This is a genomic window from Xanthomonas sp. WHRI 7945, from assembly GCF_035026585.1.
Map to the genome: position 1 here is coordinate 75400 of NZ_JAYIQP010000004.1, position 21913 is coordinate 97312.

General features: G+C 69.5%; 22 protein-coding genes and 1 pseudogene. 11 read left to right on the plus strand and 12 right to left on the minus strand.

The features are described 5' to 3' along the window. Nucleotides 1–27 precede the first annotated feature (27 nt). Complete coding sequence (gene fghA / locus VDQ83_RS04770) at nucleotides 28–858, plus strand: S-formylglutathione hydrolase (protein ID WP_455434052.1); 831 nt, start codon at nucleotides 28–30, stop codon at nucleotides 856–858. 475 nt (nucleotides 859–1333) lie between these two features. Further along, nucleotides 1334–1468 carry a hypothetical protein gene (locus tag VDQ83_RS04775; RefSeq protein WP_309914108.1) on the plus strand — a complete coding sequence of 45 codons (135 nt, stop codon included), beginning with the start codon at nucleotides 1334–1336 and terminating at the stop codon, nucleotides 1466–1468. A gap of 430 nt (nucleotides 1469–1898) precedes the next feature. On the opposite strand, the gene VDQ83_RS04780 is transcribed toward VDQ83_RS04775, so the two are convergent. Next, nucleotides 1899–3308 carry an aminotransferase-like domain-containing protein gene (locus tag VDQ83_RS04780; RefSeq protein WP_263395701.1) on the minus strand — a complete coding sequence of 470 codons (1410 nt, stop codon included), beginning with the start codon at nucleotides 3306–3308 and terminating at the stop codon, nucleotides 1899–1901. Nucleotides 3309–3433: 125 nt separating this feature from the next. Here VDQ83_RS04780 and VDQ83_RS04785 point away from each other — a divergent pair, with 125 nt between their 5' ends. Both VDQ83_RS04785 and VDQ83_RS04790 read left to right on the plus strand, forming a co-directional pair. Then, nucleotides 3434–4225: a PhzF family phenazine biosynthesis protein gene (locus VDQ83_RS04785; RefSeq protein WP_455434053.1), complete on the plus strand. Its 792-nt coding sequence runs from the start codon at nucleotides 3434–3436 to the stop codon at nucleotides 4223–4225. Beyond that, nucleotides 4222–5151 carry a DMT family transporter gene (locus tag VDQ83_RS04790; RefSeq protein WP_455434054.1) on the plus strand — a complete coding sequence of 310 codons (930 nt, stop codon included), beginning with the start codon at nucleotides 4222–4224 and terminating at the stop codon, nucleotides 5149–5151. Before VDQ83_RS04785 ends, VDQ83_RS04790 begins: the two co-directional genes overlap by 4 nt. 162 nt (nucleotides 5152–5313) lie before the next feature. Here the strand turns inward: VDQ83_RS04790 and VDQ83_RS04795 are convergent, their stop codons facing one another. The 3 genes from VDQ83_RS04795 to VDQ83_RS04805 all read right to left on the minus strand — a co-directional run bounded on the left by VDQ83_RS04795 (nucleotide 5314) and on the right by VDQ83_RS04805 (nucleotide 7459). After that, complete coding sequence (locus VDQ83_RS04795; RefSeq protein ID WP_455434055.1) at nucleotides 5314–5652, minus strand: hypothetical protein; 339 nt, start codon at nucleotides 5650–5652, stop codon at nucleotides 5314–5316. Nucleotides 5653–5813: 161 nt separating this feature from the next. Next, complete coding sequence (locus tag VDQ83_RS04800; RefSeq protein ID WP_263395697.1) at nucleotides 5814–6755, minus strand: DegV family protein; 942 nt, start codon at nucleotides 6753–6755, stop codon at nucleotides 5814–5816. Between the two features lie 74 nt (nucleotides 6756–6829). Beyond that, a complete protein-coding gene (locus VDQ83_RS04805) occupies nucleotides 6830–7459 on the minus strand; it encodes a DsbA family protein (protein ID WP_455434056.1) in 630 nt (209 codons plus the stop codon). Between the two features lie 69 nt (nucleotides 7460–7528). Here VDQ83_RS04805 and VDQ83_RS04810 point away from each other — a divergent pair, with 69 nt between their 5' ends. From VDQ83_RS04810 to VDQ83_RS04820, 3 genes and pseudogenes are all read left to right on the plus strand, one after another. Then, on the plus strand, nucleotides 7529–7996 hold the full coding sequence (locus VDQ83_RS04810; protein WP_455434057.1) for a DUF2169 domain-containing protein: 468 nt from the start codon (nucleotides 7529–7531) through the stop codon (nucleotides 7994–7996). Between the two features lie 127 nt (nucleotides 7997–8123). Further along, entirely contained in the window at nucleotides 8124–9056 is a 933-nt protein-coding gene (locus VDQ83_RS04815) for a hypothetical protein (protein ID WP_455434058.1), read from the plus strand. Nucleotides 9057–9173: 117 nt separating this feature from the next. Further along, a pseudogene (locus VDQ83_RS04820) lies at nucleotides 9174–9302 on the plus strand (cellulase); the annotation flags it as partial. A gap of 211 nt (nucleotides 9303–9513) precedes the next feature. Here VDQ83_RS04820 and VDQ83_RS04825 read toward each other — a convergent pair. Both VDQ83_RS04825 and VDQ83_RS04830 read right to left on the minus strand, forming a co-directional pair. Continuing rightward, on the minus strand, nucleotides 9514–10803 hold the full coding sequence (locus VDQ83_RS04825) for an amidohydrolase family protein (protein WP_455434059.1): 1290 nt from the start codon (nucleotides 10801–10803) through the stop codon (nucleotides 9514–9516). Next, complete coding sequence (locus VDQ83_RS04830; protein ID WP_455434060.1) at nucleotides 10800–12200, minus strand: amidohydrolase; 1401 nt, start codon at nucleotides 12198–12200, stop codon at nucleotides 10800–10802. Before VDQ83_RS04830 ends, VDQ83_RS04825 begins: the two co-directional genes overlap by 4 nt. A gap of 170 nt (nucleotides 12201–12370) precedes the next feature. On the opposite strand from VDQ83_RS04830, the gene VDQ83_RS04835 reads away from it, so the two are divergent. Next, a complete protein-coding gene (locus tag VDQ83_RS04835; RefSeq protein ID WP_455434061.1) occupies nucleotides 12371–12916 on the plus strand; it encodes a DUF924 family protein in 546 nt (181 codons plus the stop codon). A gap of 125 nt (nucleotides 12917–13041) precedes the next feature. Here VDQ83_RS04835 and VDQ83_RS04840 read toward each other — a convergent pair whose 3' ends face one another. Together VDQ83_RS04840 and grxD are read right to left on the minus strand one after the other, a co-directional pair. Continuing rightward, a complete protein-coding gene (locus tag VDQ83_RS04840; RefSeq protein WP_455434062.1) occupies nucleotides 13042–13932 on the minus strand; it encodes a hypothetical protein in 891 nt (296 codons plus the stop codon). A 98-nt stretch (nucleotides 13933–14030) separates the two neighbouring features. Further along, nucleotides 14031–14957 carry a Grx4 family monothiol glutaredoxin gene (grxD, locus tag VDQ83_RS04845; RefSeq protein WP_455434063.1) on the minus strand — a complete coding sequence of 309 codons (927 nt, stop codon included), beginning with the start codon at nucleotides 14955–14957 and terminating at the stop codon, nucleotides 14031–14033. Between the two features lie 45 nt (nucleotides 14958–15002). On the opposite strand from grxD, the gene VDQ83_RS04850 reads away from it, so the two are divergent. Next, nucleotides 15003–15794: a polysaccharide deacetylase family protein gene (locus tag VDQ83_RS04850; RefSeq protein ID WP_455434064.1), complete on the plus strand. Its 792-nt coding sequence runs from the start codon at nucleotides 15003–15005 to the stop codon at nucleotides 15792–15794. A gap of 88 nt (nucleotides 15795–15882) precedes the next feature. Here VDQ83_RS04850 and VDQ83_RS04855 read toward each other — a convergent pair whose 3' ends face one another. The 4 genes from VDQ83_RS04855 to VDQ83_RS04870 form a co-directional block, all read right to left on the minus strand. After that, nucleotides 15883–16224, minus strand: a complete 342-nt coding sequence (locus VDQ83_RS04855; protein WP_455434065.1) for a hypothetical protein — start codon at nucleotides 16222–16224, stop codon at nucleotides 15883–15885. A gap of 425 nt (nucleotides 16225–16649) precedes the next feature. Beyond that, on the minus strand, nucleotides 16650–17321 hold the full coding sequence (locus VDQ83_RS04860) for a methyltransferase domain-containing protein (RefSeq protein WP_455434066.1): 672 nt from the start codon (nucleotides 17319–17321) through the stop codon (nucleotides 16650–16652). 60 nt (nucleotides 17322–17381) lie between these two features. After that, complete coding sequence (locus tag VDQ83_RS04865; RefSeq protein WP_455434067.1) at nucleotides 17382–18023, minus strand: SGNH/GDSL hydrolase family protein; 642 nt, start codon at nucleotides 18021–18023, stop codon at nucleotides 17382–17384. A gap of 90 nt (nucleotides 18024–18113) precedes the next feature. Continuing rightward, the gene (locus VDQ83_RS04870) at nucleotides 18114–19394 is read right to left on the minus strand and encodes a pyridoxal phosphate-dependent aminotransferase (protein WP_455434068.1); all 1281 of its coding nucleotides are present in this window, start codon (nucleotides 19392–19394) and stop codon (nucleotides 18114–18116) included. 90 nt (nucleotides 19395–19484) lie between these two features. On the opposite strand from VDQ83_RS04870, the gene rsgA reads away from it, so the two are divergent. Together rsgA and VDQ83_RS04880 are read left to right on the plus strand one after the other, a co-directional pair. Beyond that, complete coding sequence (gene rsgA / locus VDQ83_RS04875; RefSeq protein ID WP_455434069.1) at nucleotides 19485–20600, plus strand: ribosome small subunit-dependent GTPase A; 1116 nt, start codon at nucleotides 19485–19487, stop codon at nucleotides 20598–20600. Nucleotides 20601–20631: 31 nt separating this feature from the next. Continuing rightward, nucleotides 20632–21885, plus strand: coding sequence for a flavohemoglobin expression-modulating QEGLA motif protein (locus tag VDQ83_RS04880; protein ID WP_455434070.1), 1254 nt, complete (start codon nucleotides 20632–20634; stop codon nucleotides 21883–21885). Nucleotides 21886–21913 lie beyond the last annotated feature (28 nt).

Consider the following 21913-nt stretch of genomic DNA (forward strand, 5'->3'; position numbering starts at 1 on the left):
CGCATCCCCCAATCCGGGATCCATCCAATGGAACGCATCGAACACCATGCCTGCTGCGGCGGCTGGCAGGACGTCTATCGCCATCAATCGACCGTGCTCGGCTGCACGATGAACGTGGCCGTGTACCTGCCGCCGCAGGCCGAGCACACCGCGCTGCCGGTGCTGTACTGGCTCAGCGGGCTCACCTGCACCGAGCAGAATTTCATCACCAAGGCCGGCGCGCAGCGCTACGCCGCCGAGCACGGGGTGATCCTGGTCGCGCCGGACACCAGCCCGCGCGGCGACGACGTCGCCGATGCCGAGGGCTACGACCTGGGCAAGGGCGCCGGGTTCTACGTCAATGCCACCCGCGAGCCGTGGGCCAGGCACTACCGCATGTACGACTACGTGGTGCAGGAACTGCCCGCGCTGATCGAAGCCAACTTCCGCACCACCGGCGCGCGCGCGATCAGCGGCCACTCGATGGGCGGCCACGGCGCGCTGGTGATCGCGCTGAAGAATCCGGGCCGCTATCGCAGCGTGTCGGCGTTCTCGCCGATCGTGGCGCCGTCGCAGGTGCCGTGGGGCGAGAAGGCGTTCGCCGCCTACCTGGGCGAGGATCGCGCCAGCTGGAAGGCCTACGACGCCACCGCGCTGATCGGCACCGCCACCGAGCGCCTGCCGCTGCTGATCGACCAGGGCGGCGGCGACGAGTTTCTCGACAAGCAATTGCAGCCGCAGCTGCTGCAGGCCGCGGCCGACGCCGCCGGCTATCCGCTGACCGTGCGCGTGCAGCCTGGGTACGACCACAGCTACTACTTCATCGGCAGCTTCATTGGCGAGCACATCGCCCACCACGCGCGCGCGCTGCAGGGCTGACGTGCGCGATGCGGCGGCGTACCGGTCATGCCGGGCGCCGGTGGTTGCATGCGGTGGCGCAGCGTGCCTCCGCATTGGAAGCGATGTCGGGATGCATGCAGGGGCATTATTGTGGGAGCGGCTTCAGTCGCGACGGGCGCTACCGGTAAGGCCCGTCGCGACTGAAGTCGCTTCCACAACATTACGTCGCCTGTGAGTAGACAGGGAGCCGCTTTGGGTGCCGTGGAGGTGTGCCGCTGGCATTGCGGAACCGGCCAGCTCCCATCGCCACCGGGTCATCGCGATCGCTGCTGCACGATGACGGTGCGGTGGCAGTTGCATGGCGATTCCGCGCGTGTGCCGGCGTCGCTCGTAAACAAATGCGCGGGGCGTCGTCCAATGCGCGGTTGTGCGATCGCGGTCGCGCCGGTTGAGACGGCGTGCGGCTAGATTCCTCGGCCTTCGCCATCGGGTCTTCCCGGACTGGAGCCGCGCCATGCTCGCTTGCCGCAAACCCGTATCGTCGTGCCCGCGGCAGCGCTGGCGCAGCCCGCTCAGCGCGCTGGCCATGCTCGCCTGCACCTTGTTCGGCGCCTGCGCGGCGTTGGCGATCGGCGCGGCGGCGGTGTAAGTAGGGCCAGTTTGGTCGAGGACGAGGTCAGAGCGCCTGCTCCCACCTGTTGACCGACGATGGGCGGCTTCAGTCGCGAGGGCTACTCCGAGGTCACCCGGCATCGCTGGCACAGGTTCGGATGCTGCAACACGGCGGCGTCGGTCACGGCCACCGTGCCGCCGGCCGCGGCCGCGGCCGCGGCCAGCGCCAGGCTGGTGGCCCGCGGCCACGACAGCGCACTGCCAAAACACCCGGATCAAGGAACGCCCTGGTGTTCAAGGCCCATGGCGGACCAGCTGCGGCCGCCGACGCGGGCGCCAACTCAGCGTTGGACGCGATTGCGGACTTTGATGGACTGCCTTCGACCCTCCGGCGCGAGTTTCCGCATCGTGCAGCGGGCATCGTGCAGCGCTGCATCCGATCGCCTGGCGCGGCCGCGCCCAACCGCTCAGCGCGGCAGCCGCGCGGCCAGCTTGCCCAGCCGCCGCATCGCGCTTTCCAGGGTCTCGCTCCACGGTTGGCCGCAGGTCAGGCGCAGGTGGTCGGCGTAGTCGCCGCGGCTGGAATACAGGTGCCCGGGCGAAGTGCCGATGCCTGCAGCCAACGCGGCCTCGAACAAGGCTTGGCCGCTGCCGCCGTCGGCCAGTTGCAGCCAGAGCGACAGCCCGCCGGCGGGATCGCCGACCCTGGTGCCGGCCGGCCAGTGCCGCACGATCGCCTCGCGCAGGCGCTGGCCGTTGTCGGCGAGGGTGCGGCGCAGCTTGCGCAGGTGCCGTTCCAGGTCGTGCTGCGCCAGGTAATCGGCCAGCGCCAGCTGCGGCAGGCTGGCGCCGCCGACGGTGGAGAAGTACTTGGCGCGGACCAGCGCATCGGTCCATTCGCCGCCGAGCAGCCAGCCCACGCGCAGGCCCGGCGCCAGCACCTTGGAAAACGAGCCGCAGGTGATCACGTTGCCGTGCGTGTCGAAATGGCGCAGCGGACGCGGCCGTTGCCCGGACCAGTCCAGCTCGCCGTAGATGTCGTCCTCGATCACCACGGTGCCGTGGCGCGCGCAGCTGTCGAGCAGGGCGCGCTTGGCGCTGTCCGGGGTCAGGCTGCCGAGCGGATTGTTGAAGTTGGGCACCAGCACCGCCGCGCGCGCGGGCGTGCGCTGCAGCAGCGCGTCCAGGCGCGCGGCGTCGATGCCGTGGCCGGCGCGGGTGGGCACTTCCAGCACCTTCAGCCGCAGCGCCGCCACCGCCTGCAGGATGCCGTGGTAGGTCGGCGTTTCCACCAGCACCACGTCGCCGGGCGCGGTCAGCGTGCGCAGCGCCAGGCTGATCGCTTCCATCGCGCCGGCGGTCACCACCACTTCGTCCGCCGCCACCGTGGTCGCGCAGTGCGCGTAGCGCTGTGCGATCTGTCGGCGCAGCGCGGCGTGGCCTTGCGGCGGCGCATAGTCGAGCGCGACGCCGCGGTGGCGGCGCAGCTGCCGCGACAGCGCGGCCGCCAGTTGCGCGCCCGGCAGCAGCGCCGGCGCCGGCGTGGCGGTGTGCAGCGGCACCAGGTCCGAGCGCGCGAGCATGTCCAGCACGCCCTGCAGCGCCGGGTTGTCGACCATGCCCGGCGTGCGCCGCCGCGCCGTCACCGGCAGCGGCGGCAACGGCTGCGCCGCGGCGCGCACGAAGTAGCCCGAACGTGGCCGTGCCTGCACCCGCCCTTCGCGTTCCAGCTGCAGGCAGGCCTGCACCGCGGTGGCGGTGCTGATGCCGTGGCTGGCGGCCAGTTGCCGGATCGACGGCAGGCGCTCGCCGGTGCGCAGCGTGCCGCGCTCGATCTGCTGGCGCAGCTGCGTGGCGAGCGATTCGTACAAGAGCATGCGGGCGCCTCATCTGTATCGGTCCATTTACAGCGTAACTGAATCTGTCATGGTCGCGCGCCGCATTGCAGACTGGGTCCATGCCGGCCATCGCGTCCGGCATCTCTCCCGTCGCGAGGTCGGTCATGCCGTTGTCCCTGTTCGTCGTCGATGCCTTCACCACGGTCCGCTTCAAGGGCAATCCGGCCGCGGTGGTGCCGCTGCAGGCGTGGCTGCCCGACGCGCTGATGCAGGCTATCGCCAGCGAGAACAACCTGTCGGAGACCGCGTTCTTCGTGCGCGATGCAGACGGCGTGTTCGCGATCCGCTGGTTCTCGCCGCTGAAGGAAGTCGGTTTCTGCGGCCATGCGACGCTGGCCAGCGCGTTCGTGATCGCCAGCCAGCAACTGGCACCGTTTCCGCTGCGCTTGCGCGCGGCCGCGGTCGGTGAACTCGGCGTGGAAAGGGTGGCCGACGGCACGTTCGAGATGCGCTTTCCGAATCAGGCGCCGGCGGCGCTGGCGGCGGCACCGCAGGCTTTGCACGAGGCGCTGTCGATCGCACCGCAGGCGGTCTACGTCAACGGCCAGGCGTACATCGCGGTGTACGCAGACGAACGCCAGGTGCGCGACGTGGTGCCGGACCTGGCGCGGATGCTGGCGCTGGCGCCGCGCGACGTAGCGGTGACCGCACCCGGCAGCAGCCACGATTTCGTGTCGCGCTATTTCTGGCCTGCCAATGGCGGCGCCGAAGATCCGGTGACCGGCTCCATCCACGCCGCGCTGGCGCCGCTGTGGGCGCAGCGGCTGGGCAAGTCGCAGCTGAGCGCGCTGCAGGCGTCGGCGCGCGGCGGCGAACTCGGTTGCCGGGTCGAGGCGCAGCACGTCTATGTGCGCGGCAGCGCGGTGCAGTACCTGCACGGGACGATCGCGCTGTGAGCGCGGCCGTGGCCATTCCCGCTGGCGCCGCGCGGCGCGCGCTGTGGCAGTTGCTGCTGGCGGAAGTGCTGATCGGCTCGGTCGGCGTGTTCGTGCACGAGAGCGGCCAGGACCCGGTGACCGCGGTGTTCTACCGCTGCCTGTTCGGCGCGCTGTTCCTCACCGTCTGCGGCCTGCTCGGCGGCCAATTGCGCGGACTGTGGCGCGAACGCGAGCTGCTGCGCGACGCGGCGATCAGCGGCGTGCTGCTGGTGCTGAACTGGGTGGCGCTGTTCGCCGGCATGGCGCGCTCGTCGATCGGCGTGGCGACGATGGTCTATCACGTGTTCCCGTTCGTGATGCTGCTGCTGGCGGCGTTGCTGCAGGGCGAGCGCACGCGCCGTTCCGATCTGGGTTGGACGCTGCTGGCGTTCGTCGGCGTGGCCTGCTCGGCGGACCCGGCGCGGCTCTGGCAGACCGCCGATCGTAGCTACCTGCTCGGCATCGCGCTGACCCTGCTGGCGGCGCTGCTGTGCGGTGCGTCGCTGCTGATGTCGCGGCGCATCAGCCGCGAACGGCCGCTGGCGGTGGTGACGGTGCAGTGCTGGGTGGGCACGCTGCTGCTGGTGGGATTTTCCAGCGGCAGCGCACTGCATCCGGGCATGCACTGGCTGTGGCTGGCCGGCCTGGGTGTGATCCACAGCGGCATCGTCTACGTGTTGTTCTATTCGTCCTACCGGCACCTGCACGTGGCGACGATCGCAATCGTGGCGTTCGTGTACCCACTGGTCACGCTGCTGCTGGACTACCTGCTGTACGGCCACCGGCTGGTGCCGGTGCAATGGCTGGGCCTGGCGCTGATCGTGCTCGGCACGCTGGCGGTGAACCTGAAATGGCGCTGGCCGCGGCGCGCGGCGGGCACAGCGGCAGGGAGCGTGGTGCCTTAGATGCTCATTGCAGTCGGCCAAGCACTGTAGGAGCGGCTTCAGCCGCGACGGACTTCTCCAGCAAGGTCCGTCGCGACCGAAGTCGTTCCCACAGGTGCCATCGGCTGCACCAAGGCTGCTCTAGCCGATCCACGTCGTCGCGGGCTCGCGGCGACGATACGCTCAACGCACGTTGCGCAGTTCCCAGCCGCTGCCGGCGAGCAGGCGCATGCGCTGCTTGAGGATGTCGCCGGAAATGCTGGTGGTGGCGACCAGGTCGATGCGCAGGTCGTCCTGCTTGCCGCTGACCGTGGCCGCCGGGTCGACGACGCCCAGCGCGGGATCAACCTCGTCCGGTTCCGGCTGCAGCGCACGCCAGCGCTCGAACCAGGCCGGGCTGCTCAATGCCTGCTGCAGCTGCTCGGCGAAGGCGTCGGCGCCGTTGGCGCTGAAGCTGAGCGTAGGTTCGCTGCCGCGCGCGCGGGCGGGGTCGGGCAGGCTGATCGAATAGGTCACGGCCATGGTGGTTCCTCTGTGGAGCGTGCGGCGCAGCCTAGCAGGCGGCGTCGTGAGTGGGCCGTCTACGCCGGAGCCGTTGTAGGAGCGGCTTCAGCCGCGACAGGTGCGATCGGCACCTTGTCGCGGCTGAAGCCGCTCCTACAACAAAGGACCCGCTCGCAGCGCTAGGCGAACGTATGCGGCGCGTCGGCGAAGCCCAGGGTGATTGCGCCCTTGCCGACGTTGACCATGCCGGTCAGGCTCATCACGCTTTCCAGCACCTCCACCGCATGCGTTTCGCAGGCCTGGCGCAACGCCGCGTAGCCGGGCAGGGCGCGCAGCTCGCTCAGCTCGCCGCCGTAGCTCAGGCACAGCGTCGGCGTCATCAGCCCTGCGGCGACGCGCTTGCCGACGAATTCGAACAGTTTCTGCACCGCCGCGTCGAAGCCCTTGATCTTGGCCACCGGCGCGGTCTCGCCGCGATAGCCGTGCAGCACCGGCTTGATGTCCAGCGCGGTGCCGAGCGCGGCGCTGAGCAGGCCGACGCTGCGGTCGCCCTTGCTGCGCGCGCGGGCGCGCATGTAATACAGATCGCGGGTGATCATGTAGCCGTGCACGTTGCCGGCCAATTCCTCCAGCCGTTCGCGGATCGCCTGCACGCTGGCCCCGGCCGCGCGCAGCCGCACCGCTTCCACCGCGGTCACCGCCTGCGCGGCGAACAGGTTCTGCGTGTCGATCACCCGCAGCGCGAACGGCGAGGTGTGCCCGGCGGCCTGGCGGATCGGCTTGTAGTCGTTGAGGATGGCGAAGCTGGCCTGCAGCGCATGCTGGTGGATCGGACTGCGGGTCTTGGTGATGGTCATGCAGAACACATGGTCGTAGTCGATCACCAGCCGGCTCAGGAACAGCTCGCGGATCTGCGCGACGCTGAACGGAATGGTTTCCGCCTCGGCGCCGTGCTCGGCCACGTGCGCATGCAGGAAGCTCAGCGTGGCTTCCTCGTCGCGATGGTCGGCCAGCAATGCCTCGCCGATACGCACGCTGATCGGCAGCAACACGATGTTGTTGTCTGCGATGTAGTCCTGCGGCAAGTCGCAGGCGGAGTCCACCACGATCCCGATACGCATCTGGCCCCCTCCGGCATCGCGCTTGGTCACTGCCGGCTAGGGTAGCGCAGACGCCGGGCGGCGTCGCGGCCGGGTCAGGCGCCGCGCTGCACGCCGACGGGCAGCGCCGCCAGCCGCGCCATTTCGCCGCGCTGCAGCAACTGCGGATCGGCCAGCAGCGCCTGCATCAGCGGGTGCGCATCGTTGCCCCACAACAAAGTATCGCCGATCTGCAGCGTCGGTACGCCGAACACGCCGGCGGCGATCGCCCGCTCGGTATTGCCGCGCAACTGCGCCTTGACCTGCGGATCGGCCAGTGCGGCCGGCGCATCGGCGATGCCCAAGGCCAGCGCCAGCGGGGCCAGCGCCGCCGCATCGTCGCCGGCACGGCCGTCGCGCCACAGCCAGTCGAAGATCGCATCGATCGCCTGCGGCGTGCTGCCAGCGGCGATGCACAGCCGCAGCGCCGCCAGCGGATTGAACGGATGCGCCGGCGGAAAGCGCAGCGGCACGCCCTCGTGCTGCGCCTGCCACTGCACGAACTGATAGGTGAAGCTGCGTTTGTGCGCGATCTCCGCGGGCCCGCGCGTGTGCAGATGCTGCAACACCGCGCCGAACACGATCGGCACCGGTTCGATCTGAGCGAACTCGGGCAGCGCCTTGAGCTTGTGCCAGTGCAGATAGGAAAACGGCGAGACGAAATCGAAATACCAGCGCAGGGTCATCGTACGTTCCCACAGCGGAAATCGCGCCAGCTTACCCGCGGCCTCGCCGGCGTGTCGCCTGCGCCGGACATGTCGCATCGGGATGCAATCGCGGATGCGGCGCGCGCGGCGACGGAGGCGGACGCCTGCGTAGACAACGCCCAAGCGCGCGTCTCGCCAGCGGTGGAACTGGACGCAATGCACAACTGGCCGCAGCTGGCCGCAACGTGCTCGCTTCGCCGGTACTTACGACGATGCCTGGTTGGCCGGCTGCTTCCCGTTTCTGCGGCAGGATTCCGACAACCGCTGCTCAACCTCACGCCCCAGAAGCGCGTGGGCTTTCGCATCCCCGAAATGGATGTGTCGGTGACCTTCTTTCTGAAAAAAAGCGGCCATGAGACGGTACAGGCGGTGATCGACACCCTGCTGATCGACACAGACGCGCTTCAGGTGCAGTTGACCTGGCGTGTCTCCCATCCGCACGACGCAACATGTATTACGATGCAGCCCGAAATGTACACGGTCCCAGTTGGATGCTTATCACCAGCGGACCAATAGATCGACGGTTCCTCCGAAAGGCCCCAGCATCAGCGATGCCAGGAGCCTGCGTGCTGACAGCGCCGAATACAGGATCCCGGAAAACTTCCCAACAATTGCCAGAGTCACATTTGGATAAGTAGCAACCATGACATCATCCACGCATTATTTCATTGATGGATTCACTCCCACCAAGGGACTCCTGGGCCTAGTAGCCTTTCCATATGCACTCAAAGGCGAGGACACGGAGTACACCACGTTCTATACGACCCTCGACGGACAGTGGGGGCAGCAAAAATTCGACTTTGACAGCCGCTCAATCACCTATTTGATACATGGCGAGTATCGAGCATGGTGGATTCTCGGAAAGCGCGGAGAAGTGGTTGAGATCAAACGGGGGGGCACCTCCTTTGAGTTGATCGCTGACGCAGGGACTGGTGGCGAGAAATTAGGTTATATGAATAAGATTGCCGTTATCGACGGGGAGCTGCACGCCTGTGGCTATAACCGGCAGTTGTATCGTCGAAGCAATGGAGTATGGGCGCACATGGACCAAGGGTTGCTCTATACCGGCAAAAAAGATGGCATAAGCCTGGAGTCCATGGCGGGCCATTCCAGAAGTGACATTCATGCCGTTGGCAATGCCGGCGAGATATGGTTTTTTGATGGCTCGCTCTGGAGACAATGCGCTAGTCCCACGAACGTCGATCTGAATGAGGTGGGGGCGTTCGATCAGGACAAGTACATCGCATGTGGCGAAAATGGAGTGGTATTGGTCGGATCCAAAGATTGTTGGAAAGTTATCCAGAATGATGAAATCGGGGAGGATCTATGGGGGGCTGTTTACTTTCGAGATGTACTTTATGTTTCCGGGTTCGAAGGAATAGGTGTCATAGATAACGATCGGGTGAAAAAACTCGCCATCCCCGGCGTGAAAAAATTGGAGGGTTGTCGCCTTCGGACGTGTGGAAATTATCTATGGTCCATTGGCAGCGATCAGGTACTGCGATTTGACGGGGCTCACTGGGCGGAAATCATTTGCCCAGACAATATGAAAAAAATTTCGCGTAAGCGAGGGTGAAATTATCGCCCCTGCTTGGGGATCGCCCTTAGGCGTTGTTCTAAATTGAATGCCGAACTTTCGTTCCTGGTAGACCAGCACGCCGAAGAAGCCAGCTTCTTCGACGTCAAGCTCGTCCACGACTGGCTGCAGGCCAACCGCGCGCTGGACGGCCGCTACAGCGACGCGCTGTACTTGCATGCGGTGGAAGCCGGGTTCGAAGTGGTGCGCGGCAACGGCTGGGCCAGGATCAGCGCGACCAACTGAGCGCAGGACTCACAGTAGCGGCGGCTGCCGCGAGCGACGGTCCGGGGCGCCGGATACAGCTGCTAACGCGTCACTTGCGCCTTGCGCGTGGCGCGAAGTGTCGGGGCCCGGTCACCGTTCCTGCGCGCATCGCGACGGAGGCGCTCCAGCAAGAAGGCGCTGCCGGGGTGTGGCAGCGCCTTCGTGGGGCGGATCGACGTGTTTCGAAAAACTATTGCGTGTACGCGCGCGGCATCGGCCCGGCCTGGCGCAGGTAACGGTCGCGCAGTTCGGTCTGGCGCGAGCGCATCGGTAGCGCGCGGCCGCCCAGCCAGACCTGCTCGGCGTAGTGGGCCACGTCCAGCGGATCGCCTTCCCACAGCACCAGGTCGGCGAGCTTGCCGGGGGCGATGCTGCCCAGCCTGTCGCCCACGCCCAGCGCCTCGGCCGGCACCCGGGTCAGGCCGGCCAGGCCGTCGTCCCAGGGCAGGCCATGGGCCACCGCGTTGCCGGCCAGCTGGCGCTGCTTGCGCGCGTTGTGCGAGCCGTCGCCGCCCTGGGTGAAGCTCACTGCGACGCCGGCCGCGTGCAGGCGCGCGGCGTTCTCCAGGGTGGCGCCGATTTGGTCGAAGCTGGCCGGCAGGTCGTCCAGTGCGTTGACGAACACCGGCACCTGCGCCGCGGCCAGCTGCGGCGCCAGCTTCCACGCCTCGTCGCCGCCGGCGATGGCGATGCGCACCTTCTCGCGCTGCGCCCAGCGCAGCAGCTGGCGGATGTCGGCGGCACGATTCACCGCCACCACGATGCGGCCCTGGCCGGCCAGGTACCTGGCCAGCACGGCGCGGCCGGCCGGGGTCAGCAGCGCGTGCGGCGAGTCCGCCGGCATGCGTCCGCGCGCTTCGCTCACCAACTGGTCGAGCAGCATCCATTGCGCCGCGCGCGACTTGCCGCTCAGTTCCAGCGCGTCGCTGCCCAGGCGCACGTACAGCGCGCGCGGGCCGATCGGGTCGGCGCCGCCGTCCAGGCGCATCACCGCGCCCTGGCCGGCGATGAAGGCGCCGCCGCTGTTGGCGCCGAGCGCGGTGAAGCCGATGCCCTCCACGCGCGCGACCGGGATCAGTACCGACTCGGGGTTGTAGGCCAGGGTCACGTCGAACTCCGGGCGCATCGGCTGGTCGCGCGGCAGGGTCACGGCGCTGTCCACGGTGGACGATTCGCCGGACACTTCCTCGATGCCGATCTCGGTGATGCCGCCGAACAGCGCCGGGGTCAGCGGACGGCCCTTGGCCTCGACCACGGTCACCCCGGCCGGTGCCGCCAGGCCGCTGCCGACCGCGCGGATGGTGCCGCCCTGGACCAGCACGTCGGCGTTCTGCAGCGTGCCGCGCGCGCTGGCGGTGTGCACGGTGGCGCCGCGGATCAGCACGTCCTGGGCGAAGGCCGGCGCGGTGCCCAGCACCAGGCAGGCGGCGACGGCCAGGCGTTGCGCCAGGCGGCGCGGATGCGGAAGGGTGCGGCTCATGGGGCAGCCTCCTGGCCGAGCATGAAGTCGGATGTGGGTTGCAGGCGGCGGTCGGCGCGGTCGTAGACCTGCGCGCCGTCGATGTACACCTTCTCGGCCAGCGCGTAGGAACTGAACGGGTTGCCGTTCCACACCACCACGTCGGCCATCTTGCCGGGCTCCAGCGCGCCGGTCTGCTTGTCGATGCCCAGCGCCTTGGCGGGGTTGCTGGTCAGCCAGCGGATCGCGCGCTCGGGCGGGATGGCGATGCCGGCGCGGCGGCCGGCGGCCATCGCCTTGGCCGCTTCCTGGTTGAGCCGCTGGATGCCTTCCTCCGAATCCGAATGCACGATCGCGCAGCCGTTGGCGGGGCGGTCGACCAGCGCGATGTTTTCCTGGATGCCGTCGAAGGCCTCCATCTTGAAGCCCCACCAGTCCGCCCACAGCGCGCCGCAGACGTTTTCCTGGGCCAGCCGGTCGGCGACCTTGTAGGCCTCCACGCCGTGATGGAAGGCGGCGACCTTGAAGCCGAATTCCTTGGCCAGGTCGAGCATGGTGGTCATCTCGTCGGCGCGGTAGCAGTGGATGTGCACGCGGATGTCGCCGTTGATCGCGCCGGCCAGGGTGTCCAGCTTCAGGTCGCGCTTGCCGCCGCTGTCGCCGGAGCTGTCGTTGTCGCCGGCGCCGCGGCTCCACCAGTGGCGCTTCTCCGGCGCCTTCTTCTTCGGCGCGTTCTTGCGCAGGTATTCGCTGGCGTCGATGAACGCGGCACGGTAACCGGCGACGTTGCCCATGCGCGTGGCCGGGCCGCCCTTCTCGCCGTACACGCGCTTGGGGTTCTCGCCGCAGGCCATCTTCAGGCCCCACGGCGCGCCGGGGAACTTCATCGCCTGGTAGGTGGTGGCGGACACGTTCTTCAGGGTCACGCCGCGGCCGCCGACCAGGTTGGCCGACCCCGGCAGCACCTGCAGCGCAGTGACGCCGCCGGCCAGCGCGGTGCCGAAGCCCGGGTCCTGCGGCCACACCGAATGCTCGGCCCAGACGTTGGGCGTCACCGGCGCGGTCATCTCGTTGCCGTCGCTGTGCGCGTTGACGCCGGGGCTGGCGTACACGCCCAGGTGCGAGTGCACGTCGATGATGCCGGGCGTGACCCACTTGCCGTGGCCGTCGATGCGGGTGACGTTGGCCGGCGCGGCCAGCGCGCGGCCCACGGCCTGCACGCGGCCGTCCTGCAGCAGCACGTCGGCATCGTCCAGGCGCTCGCCGGTGCCGGTGAGCACGGTGGCGTGTTCGATCAGCACCGGCGTGGACGCCAGCGGCCGGTAGGTGCTGGGGTAGGGGTCTTCGACGAAGCGCGAGGCCGCCGCGGCAGGGCCGCACAGCGCCACGCCCAGGCAGGCGAGCAGCAGATGACGCATCAGATTTTTCCCCGGATGATTGGATGCGGGCGTGGAGCCGCCTGCGCACGCTAGCCCGAGCCGGCGCGCTTGCCAAGTGCAGGCGCGTGACGGATGCCGGATCTGCGCACTGCACCGCGTGGTGACGCCGGATCGGGTATAGAAGCCGATTGCCGACCGATGGAAGTGCGATGACCGAAACCACGCCCCGCGACGTTGTGGAGTTCTGGCGCAGTGCCGGCCGCGAACGCTGGTTCGCCGCCAACGAGTCGTTCGACGCGAACGTGCGCCAGCATCTGCTCGACGCGCACCATGCCGCGGCGCGCGGCGAGCACGCGGCGTGGCTGGACAGCGCCGAGGGCGCACTGGCGCTGCTGCTGTTGCTCGACCAGGTGCCGCGCAACGCCTTCCGCGGCAGCGCGCATGCCTATGCCACCGATGGCCTGGCGCGGCGCTGCGCGCACCGCGCGCTGGCGGCCGGCTACGACCGGCAGGTGGAGCCGGAACTGCGCATGTTCTTCTACCTGCCGTACGAGCACGCCGAGGACCCGGCGCTGCAGCGCGAGGCGGTGGAGCTGTTCAGTGCGCTGGGCGATGCCGACAGCCTGCAGTGGGCCATGCGGCACGAGGACATCATCCAGCGCTTCGGCCGCTTCCCGCATCGCAATGCGGCGTTGGGGCGGGAGACGACGCAGGAAGAACAGCGCTTCCTGGACGAGGGCGGTTTCGCCGGTTGAGCGGCGCGCCGTGGCAACACTTTTGTAGGAGCGGCTTCAGCCGCGACAGACTCTTCGGGTAGAACCTGTCGCGGCTGAAGCCGCTCCTACAGTGCAGCGCCGAACGTTTGCGCGGCCGAAGGCGCTCAGCAGCCGCCGACCAGGTCGTCGATGCGCCATTGGCCATCGACCAGGTGCAGCAGCCAGAAACCGTAGGTTTCGTAGCCGGAATGCTGGATCAGGAAGTCGACGTTGCCGTCGGCGTCGATGTCGGCGAACTGCAACGGCGCGTAGTCGTCCTTGCGGCCCTCGCAATCGTCGCAGCCGTAGTCGGCGAGGCTCTTGCGCAGCCGCCAGCCGGCGTCGCTGCGTTCCAGCACCGCCAGCATCGAGGTCAGGTAGGGCGAGTCCCCTGCCGAGGCCGGCGCAGCGTCGTGGACGCTGGCGGTGACCAGCGCGACCTCGTGGCCTGGGCGCTTGGCGTCGGCGATCACCGTCAGCGTCGGCGTGTCGCCGCTGGATGGGGTGGCGAGATGCGCCAACAGGCGCTTCAGCGGCGCGGCAGGCAGGCGCTTGCGCACCGACGGATCGTTGCCGACGACCTGCAGCAGCGCGCGTCGCTGGGCCGCGTCGGGGGTGCTGCGGATGAAGCGCTGGCCGGGATTGAGATCGAACGAGGCCAGCAGCGCGGCGTGGTCGAGGACCGGGCCGTGCGCGGTCTTCAGGCGCACGCGCAGGTCGCCGCCGCACATGGTGTTGTCGTCGATCGAGAAGCCCAGCGGCGTCGCCACGCCGTCCTGCTTCCCATCGTCGAACACCCGCATCGGCGTCTTCAGCCCGCGCCACTTCGCCAGCTCGGCCTCGTCGGACGGCGCATTGCGCACCGGCACATAGCTCATCACGGTCTCGCCTTCGCCCACCGGCGCGACGTAGATCACCGACGGCGGCGGCGCGGGCGGCGCCGGGGTGGGCGCGGCGCCGGCGGAGAAGGCGGCCAGGGCGACGAGGGCCGCGGTGCAACGCAGTGTGCGTGTCATGTGTCGGTGTCCCCTGAAGAGCGACGCGCTGTCGCAAAAAAAGCGGGCGACCCTTCGATCGCCCGCCGCATGCTGCCGTGTCGCGCCGCGTGGCCGGTTCAGTACTTGGCCACGCCGCTGTCGACCTGGTCGGCCCAGGCGTCGATGCCGCCGACCACGTTGTGCACGCGGGTGAAGCCGAGCGCACGGAACTGCTCGGCGGCCTGCGCGCTGCGCCCGCCGTGGTGGCACAGGAACGCCAGCGCGGTGTCCTTCGGCAGCGCTTCCAGCTGCGCGCGCTGGTCGCCGTCCAGGGTGCGGAACGGCACGTTGACCGAGGCGAGCGCGCGCTCTTCCGGCGGGCGCACGTCGACCAGGATCAGGCTGCCGGCGCGGACCTGGTCGTCGGCGTCGCGTACGCTCAGTTCCTGCACCGGCTTGGGCGCGTTCGGGTTGTCGATCGCCAGGCCGCGGCCGCGCAGGTCGTCGACCCAATCGATGGTGATGCCTTCGGCGCGGCGCGCGCTGGCCAGGTCGAACTGCACGCGCAGGCCGTTAGACTCGGCGGCGATGGCGTTGGGATCCGTCGGGGCCAGCTGGAAGTTCGGCTGGAACTGCGCATCGATCGCCAGCGCCAGGGTCGCGCCCGGGGCGTCGGCCAGCGCGCCGCGCAGCATCTCGGCGGCGGCGTCGGTGATGGTGATCGACGGCGGGGTGCGGTCCGGCGCCTGCACGCCGAGCAATTCGCTCAGCTCGCCGCTGCCGGCCATCTGCAGGATGATGTCGCTGCCGCCGACCAGTTCGCCGTCCACGTACAGCTGCGGGATCGTCGGCCAGTCGCCGTAGGCCTTGATGCCTTCGCGGATGTCCTGGTCGGCGAGCACGTTGACGTGGGCGAAGTCGACGCCCAGCTCGTTCAGCGCGCCCACCGCCTTGGCGGAAAAGCCGCACTGCGGCATGCTCGGCTGGCCTTTCATGAACAGCACGACGCGATTGGAACTGAGCAACGTTTCGATGCGGGAACGCAGGGCGGGATCGAGGGACATGGCAGTGATTTCGGTCGCTGAGTCGGACCGTCCATTCTACGCCGCATGGCATCATGGGGCATGACAGTTCCGGAAACGCTGCATCGCATCCCCCGCCACCCCTACCGCTGGCTGGCCTGGGCGCTGGCCTCGCAGGCCCTGGTGGCCTGGCTGTGGTGGGGCTGGGGCTGGCGGATCGGGCTGCCGGCGCTGCTGGCCTCGCACGCCGCGTTCGTGCTGCCGGTGTTCCTGCCGCGGGCCCGGCTGTACGCCCCGGTGCTCAGCCGCCTGCCCGGCAGTGCGCCGCAGGTGTGGCTGACCATCGACGACGGCCCCTCCGACGACACCGCGGCGCTGCTGGACCTGCTCGACCGCCACCAGGCCAAGGCCACTTTCTTCCTGGTCGGCGCACGTGCCGCCGCACGCCCGCAACTGGTGCGCGAGATCCTGCGCCGCGGCCACGGCATCGGCAACCACAGCCACACCCATCCGCAGGCCTGGTTCTGGGCGCTGGGCCCGCGGCGCATGGCGCGCGAGATCGGCCAGGCGCAGCAGGCGCTGAGCGCCATCGCCGGCACCGCGCCGCGCTGGTATCGCTCGGTGGTGGGCATGACCAATCCATTCGTGGCCGCACCGCTGCGCGCGCATGGCCTGACCCGGGTCGCCTGGAGCGCGCGCGGCTTCGACGGGGTGAAGTGCGATCCCGGCGCCACCGTGGCGCGTATCGTGCGCGACCTGAAGCCCGGTGCGATCGTGCTGCTGCACGAGGGCGCGGCGCATGGGCACAACCTGGCGATCGTGGAAGGCGTGTTGCAGGCAATGCACGAACGCGGCTACCGCAGCGTGCTGCCGAGCTAGCTGGCGCCGGTCGTCGCGGTTGCGGCGGATCGCGGCACCCTTGCGTCCACCGCTCGGGCATGTCGTGAAACGCGCCGCCCTGCCGACGCTAGCCGTCGTAGAGCTGGCCAAAGACGATCAGCGCGACGACACCGATCAGGGTCGCGATCGCGAAGATCAGGCCGAGCACGCCGTACAATTTCCTGCGGTCGCGCTGGAAGAAACAGCCGATGCCGAGCGCGGCGGCCGCCAGCTCGGCGAAGATGGTGATCATCAGCGCCAGGCCGAGCAGCATCGCCAGCGGCGTGTCCTCGTCCAGGCTGCCGGGCTGGGAATACACCAGCGCCCCACAGACGACGATCAACGCGAGCATCAGCGCGGCGGCGATCAGGCTGACCGCGAACGATGCGATACCGAGGCCGGAATAGGGAGGAAGCGTCGGGGAGGTCATGCGGACTCCGGGGAAGTACGGGATCGTCCCGGCGCCGCTGCGCGCAGGACAGAGATAGGGGGCATGCGCTGCGCCTGCCGCGCCGGCACGCAGTGCCACGGCCGCGATCGGGTATGCGCATCGAGCCCGGCAGATCGGCGCGGTCGCTGGAAGAGGGAGGCGCTGCACATCGCTGCGGCCTGCATGTCCATCCATGGATCCGCACGTTGCTGCCGATGCGCCAGCGGCGGCGCGGCAGTATAGACGCCGAGCGCGGCAACCGCTGGCATTGGCCTTGGAATGCGCTGCTTGGCCGCCCTGCAAAGCGCAGACGCTCAACCGAGGCGTGGCGTTTTCTGTAACCAGGGATCTGGCTGCGGCGATCCGTGCGACTTCCAGCGACGCTGTCCTGCGACCTTCCGCACGGGAATGCGAGGCGAGCCGCGTCAGCGCGGCTCGGCCACGATCAGCCAGTTGTTGAACGGGGTGTTGCCGTACAGCGGCGCGAACGTGGCGCGCAGTCCGGCCGCGTCGAGCTGCGCTTGCAGGCTGTCGCGGGTCGGATAGCACTTGGGCACTTCCTGCATCCAGCCGGCCAGGTGCGCGAGCACGTCGGTGACGCGGCTGGTGCGGCCGCGGCCGCTGGTGTCGCCCAGGCCGCTGCGGATCACCAGCTTGGCGCCGGGGGTGAGCATCTTCGCCACGCTGCGGATCAGGTTGGCCTGCATGGCGGCGTCGAGGTATTGCAGCACGTCCAGGATCGCGACGCTGCCGCCGTGTTCGGGCCAGGCCTGGCCGAGATCGACCACCTCGAAGTGGGCGCCGTGCAGCTCGCTGCGCGCGGCGATGCGGATCGCGCGGCGGATCTTGGCGGCATCGATGTCCACCCCGTGGTAGCGCTGCCGCTGGCCGTCGGCGCGCAGCGCATGCGCCAGCAGGCCCAGGCCGCAGCCCAGGTCCAGGACCGGCGCGTCGGTGCCGCGCAGCGCTGCGAGCACGCCGGGGTAGAGCGGATCGGTGCGCAGCTTGGTGCGGGTGTAGTAGTAGTCGTAGCGGTTGCCGAGCGGATGCGTCGGCAGGAAGGCGCGGGCGATGGCCAGGGCCTGGGGGCGGGTCATGGGCTGGATGGTGCTGGCGTCGCGCAATGTCGGTCCTTGGCAGCGGGGCGTCGTACTCCGCTAGGCTAACGCATCGCGTGCCGCAGGCACTACCAGGGCGGTCCAGCGCGCATACATCGCTGCGGACGGATGCAGGCCGTCGGCGGCGAGCATCGCGGCGCTGCCGCCGCCATCGCGGCTGGCCGCGGTGATGTCGACGAAGCGCACCGCGCGTGCCTGGCAGCAGGCCTGCGCGGCGGCATTGAACGCATCGATCTGCGCGCCGATGCGGGCCGGATCGTGCGCGGGCGGCTGCGCGAACGGGGTCACGCCCCAGTCCGGGATCGACACCGCCAGCACCCGCCGCGGCTGGCCATCGGCAAACCCGATCGCGCGTTGCAGCAGTGCGGCGAACTGTTCGCGGTACTCGTCGAGCGGGCGCCCACGGTACTGGTTGTTGACCCCGATCAGCAGCGTGACCAGCGCGAACGGACCCTGCGGCGCAGCGGCGTCGATGCCGGCATCGAGCTCGTCGGTGGTCCAGCCGGTGGTGGCGACGATCTGCGGATCGGCGATGGCGAGGCCGTCCTGGCGCAGCGCCGCGGCCAGTTGCAGCGGCCAGCGCCCGCTCTCGGCGACACCTTCGCCGATCGTGTAGGAATCGCCCAGCGCCAGGTAGCGCAGCGGTGCATGGTGGAACGTGGCGACGCTGGCCTGGCTCATCTGGACGGCAACGAAGGCGACCGGATCAGCGGCACCGGGAATCGCAGTGCCGCCTCACGCTTTGCGCATTCCCGATTCCCCATTCCCGATTCACCGCCCCACAGCCGCACTGCGCGGCTTCAGCGGCACCACCTTGGTCGCCGCCTCGGCGCGGCGCGCCAGCACCCGATCGATGCGCGCGAACACTTCGCGCATCACCGCCGCTTCCGGCAGCAGGGTCACCCGGAAATGGTGGCGGTAGGGCACGTTGAAGCTGGAACCGGGCACCACCAGCACGCCCTCGTCGTTCATCAGTTCCAGCGCGAAATCGTGATCGTCGAAGCTGCGCGCGGCCGCGCCGACCACCGCCGGGAACGCGTACAGCGCACCGGCCGGCTGCACCAGCGACAGGTGCTCGCTGGACGCGCAGGCCTCGATCACCGCGCGGCGGGTCTCATACAGGCGCCCGCCCGGCGCGCACAGCGGCGAGATGGTGTCCGGGCCGTTGACCGCGGCGTCGATCGCATACTGGCCCGGCACGTTGGCGCACAGGCGCAGCGCGCCGAGCAGGTCCATGGCGTTGCGGAATTCGGTGATGCGCTCGGCGGCGCCGGACAGCAGCGCCCAGCCCACCCGCCAGCCGCAGGCGCGGTGCACCTTGCTCAGGCCGCCGAAGCTGATGCACGGATGCTCGCCGGCCAGCGGCGCGACCGGCACGAAATCGGCGCCGTCGTACAGCACCTGGTCGTAGATCTCGTCGACCATCAGCAGCAGGTTGTGCTTAGCCGCGATCGCCACGATCTTCTCCAGCAGCTCGCGCGAATAGCTGGCGCCGCTGGGATTGTTCGGGTTGATCAGCACGATGGCGCGGGTGCGCGAGGACACCAGCGTCTCGATCTCCACCGGATCGGGCTGGAAGCCGTTCTCCGGCGCGCAGCGGTAGTACACCGGGCGGCCGTCGTTGAGGATGGTCGCGGCCGACCACAGCGGGTAGTCGGGCGAGGGCACCAGCACTTCGTCGCCGGGATTGAGCAGCGCGCGCAGCGACAGGTCGATCAGCTCGCTGACGCCGTTGCCGATGAAGATGCGGTCCGGGTGGGCGTCCGGGTGCTGGCGCCGCGCGTAGGCCGCGGCGATCGCCTCGCGCGCCTCCGGCAGGCCCTGCTGGTGGGTATAGGGATCGGTGCGGCCCATGTCGTCGGCGATCGCGCGCTGCAGGTGTTCCGGCGCGCGGAACCCGAACGCGCCGGGATTGCCGATGTTGAGCTTGATCAGCTTGCGCCCCTGCGCCTCCAGCTCCCGGGCTCGCCGCGCCAGTTCGCCCCGGATCTCGTAGCGGACTTCGGACAGGCGTTCGCGGATCGCGAGCGGCTTGATCGGGGGCGTGGGCATTGCATTGGCCGGTGGGGGCGTGGAACCGGCATGGTAGCGGAAATGTGACATGACGGCCGGGCCAGGGCCGGCACCGTCTAGAATCCGCCCATGACTTCCCCCCAGATCGACTTCGACGCGTTGCGCCCCATCGGCTGGCCCTGGCCCGGCATGCCGGAAGAACCGGCCTGGCTGGCGGCGATGGCCGCGCACCCGCTGGCACGGCCGGTGCGGGTCAGCGAGCAGCACCGCACCGGCTACGTGGTGGCCGATGCGGTGGAGACCGGGTTCAAGGTCGAATCCTTGCCGGAATGGCAGCGGCCGCGCTTCCCCAGCCACGAGCGCGCGGCGGTCGGCGACTGGGTGCTGCTGGAGGACGACAAGCGCATCGTGGCGCTGCTGCCGCGGCGCACCGCGATCAAGCGCGGTGCGGCCGGGGAGCACTATCACCAGCAGGTGATCGCGGCCAACATCGATACGGTGTTCATCGTCTGCGGGCTGGATGCGGACTTCAATCCGCGGCGCATCGAGCGCTATCTGCTGCTGGTCGGCGGCGGTGGCGCCGAGCCGGTGGTGATCCTGACCAAGGCCGATCTCACCGAATACGCCGACGACGCATTGGCGGTGCTGGAGGAACTGGCGGCGCAGAACATTCCGTTGCTGACCGTCAACGCCAAGGACGTGGACAGCGTGGCGGCGCTGCGGCCGTGGCTGGGGGCCGGGCGCACCGCGGTGCTGGTCGGCTCGTCCGGCGCCGGCAAGTCCACCCTCACCAACACCTTGCTCGGGGTGCAGAAGATGCGCACCGCAGCGGTGCGCGAGAACGATTCGCGCGGCCGCCACACCACCACGCATCGGGCGTTGCTGCCGCTGCCGTCGGGGGCCTGCCTGATCGACACGCCGGGCATGCGCGAGCTCAAGCCCACTGGCGAGGAGGATCTGGCCGAGGGCGGGTTCGCCGACATCGAGGCGCTGGCGGCGCAGTGCCGCTTCAACGATTGCGCACACCTGGCCGAGCCGGGATGCGCGGTGCAGGCGGCGATCGAGAGTGGCGAGATCGACGAGGCGCGGCTGGCCAACTACATGAAGCTGCGCGAGGAGGTCGCCGGCGCCGCCAGCAAGCTGGCGCAGCGCCAGGCGCAGAACGCGGATGCGGCCAGGTCCGGCAGGCCGGCCTCCGGCAAGCCCGGCGGCAAGCGTCCGCCGCCGCGCAACCAGCGCCGCTGACGCGCGGCGTCCCGCCACCGCCACGCTCGCGATGACCGCGCAGCCTGCCGACATCCTCCATCACGCCGCGCTGGATGCGCGCCTGGTCAAGGCGGTGCGCGGGATCCGCCTGCTCGCGCTGGCGAGCTGGCCGGCGGCGCTGCAGGCGCCGTTCCTGGACAGCGTGGCGCGTGGCCGGCCGCAGCTGCCGCAGGTGCAGTATCCGCGGCTGGAATTCGCCGACACGCGCCGCGAGCTGGCCGCGATCGCCCAGGCCGCCGATCTGGCGCATCCGCTCGGCGCCTATCTGCAGGCCTCGGTGCACAGCTGGGATCTGGCCGCCGCGTTGCTGGAATCGCTGGGCACGCCGGCGGTGGGCACGTATTCGGCGCAGCTGTTCGGCGCGCCCGAGGATTCGATGCCCGGGCATGGCCCGAGCACGCGCGATGCCGCCGGCCACTTCATCCGTATCGCGCAGGAACTGGACCGCGAACTGCTGTCGGCCGAAGAGCAGGTGCCGGTCTCGGCCAGCGCCTTGCGCCTGCTGTTGCAACAGGATCTGGACGCGTTCTTCGGCGCGCGGGTGATCGCGGTGGAACTGGATCCGGAACTGCTGGCCAAGGCCGCGGCCGGCGCGCATCGCATTCGCCTGCGCTCCGGCGCCACCTTCAGCGACTACGACCGTGCGCAGCTGTTCCACCATGAGGCGCTGGTGCATTCGCTGACCGCGCTCAACGGCCGCGAGCAGGTGCACCTGCCGAGCCTGGCGCTGTCCTCGCCGCGGGTCACCGCGACCCAGGAAGGGCTGGCGACCTTCGCCGAGCAGATCACCGGTAGCATCGACATCGCGCGGATGAAGCGGATCAGCCTGCGCATCGAGGCGATCGCGCTGGCGCGTGGCGGCGCCGACTTCATCGAGGTGTTCCGCTATTTCGAAGCGGCCGGGCAGTCGCCGGCGGAGAGTTTCTCCCTGGCGCAGCGCGTGTTCCGCGGCGTGCCCACCACCGGCGGCGCGGCGTTCACCAAGGACACCGTGTACCTGCGCGGGCTGGTGTCGGTGCACACGTTCTTCCGCCAGGCTTTGCAGCGCGACCGCCTGCCGCTGTGTCGCTGGCTGTTCGCCGGCAAGATGGCGCTGGAGGACGTGGCCGCGTTCGCGCCGCTGTTCGAGGCCGGGGTGCTGGCGCCGCCGCGCTGGCTGCCGGATTGGGTGGCGCGTGCGAGCGGGTTGGCCGGCATGCTGGCGTTCTCGCTGTTCGCCAACCGCATCCGCATGGATCAATTGGACGACGCCACCGGCGCCTGAACGCCGCCGCGTCGCGCTCACCCGCCGC

Coding starts and splice junctions, on each gene's coding strand:
- fghA (WP_455434052.1), top strand. CDS start 28: ATGGAACGCATCGAACACCATGCCTGCTGCGGCGGCTGGCAGGACGTC.
- VDQ83_RS04775 (WP_309914108.1), top strand. CDS start 1,334: ATGCTCGCTTGCCGCAAACCCGTATCGTCGTGCCCGCGGCAGCGCTGG.
- VDQ83_RS04780 (WP_263395701.1), bottom strand. CDS start 3,308: ATGCTCTTGTACGAATCGCTCGCCACGCAGCTGCGCCAGCAGATCGAG.
- VDQ83_RS04785 (WP_455434053.1), top strand. CDS start 3,434: ATGCCGTTGTCCCTGTTCGTCGTCGATGCCTTCACCACGGTCCGCTTC.
- VDQ83_RS04795 (WP_455434055.1), bottom strand. CDS start 5,652: ATGGCCGTGACCTATTCGATCAGCCTGCCCGACCCCGCCCGCGCGCGC.
- VDQ83_RS04800 (WP_263395697.1), bottom strand. CDS start 6,755: ATGCGTATCGGGATCGTGGTGGACTCCGCCTGCGACTTGCCGCAGGAC.
- VDQ83_RS04805 (WP_455434056.1), bottom strand. CDS start 7,459: ATGACCCTGCGCTGGTATTTCGATTTCGTCTCGCCGTTTTCCTATCTG.
- VDQ83_RS04810 (WP_455434057.1), top strand. CDS start 7,529: ATGTCGCATCGGGATGCAATCGCGGATGCGGCGCGCGCGGCGACGGAG.
- VDQ83_RS04815 (WP_455434058.1), top strand. CDS start 8,124: ATGACATCATCCACGCATTATTTCATTGATGGATTCACTCCCACCAAG.
- VDQ83_RS04825 (WP_455434059.1), bottom strand. CDS start 10,803: ATGAGCCGCACCCTTCCGCATCCGCGCCGCCTGGCGCAACGCCTGGCC.
- VDQ83_RS04830 (WP_455434060.1), bottom strand. CDS start 12,200: ATGCGTCATCTGCTGCTCGCCTGCCTGGGCGTGGCGCTGTGCGGCCCT.
- VDQ83_RS04835 (WP_455434061.1), top strand. CDS start 12,371: ATGACCGAAACCACGCCCCGCGACGTTGTGGAGTTCTGGCGCAGTGCC.
- VDQ83_RS04840 (WP_455434062.1), bottom strand. CDS start 13,932: ATGACACGCACACTGCGTTGCACCGCGGCCCTCGTCGCCCTGGCCGCC.
- grxD (WP_455434063.1), bottom strand. CDS start 14,957: ATGTCCCTCGATCCCGCCCTGCGTTCCCGCATCGAAACGTTGCTCAGT.
- VDQ83_RS04850 (WP_455434064.1), top strand. CDS start 15,003: ATGGCATCATGGGGCATGACAGTTCCGGAAACGCTGCATCGCATCCCC.
- VDQ83_RS04855 (WP_455434065.1), bottom strand. CDS start 16,224: ATGACCTCCCCGACGCTTCCTCCCTATTCCGGCCTCGGTATCGCATCG.
- VDQ83_RS04860 (WP_455434066.1), bottom strand. CDS start 17,321: ATGACCCGCCCCCAGGCCCTGGCCATCGCCCGCGCCTTCCTGCCGACG.
- VDQ83_RS04865 (WP_455434067.1), bottom strand. CDS start 18,023: ATGAGCCAGGCCAGCGTCGCCACGTTCCACCATGCACCGCTGCGCTAC.
- VDQ83_RS04870 (WP_455434068.1), bottom strand. CDS start 19,394: ATGCCCACGCCCCCGATCAAGCCGCTCGCGATCCGCGAACGCCTGTCC.
- rsgA (WP_455434069.1), top strand. CDS start 19,485: ATGACTTCCCCCCAGATCGACTTCGACGCGTTGCGCCCCATCGGCTGG.
- VDQ83_RS04880 (WP_455434070.1), top strand. CDS start 20,632: ATGACCGCGCAGCCTGCCGACATCCTCCATCACGCCGCGCTGGATGCG.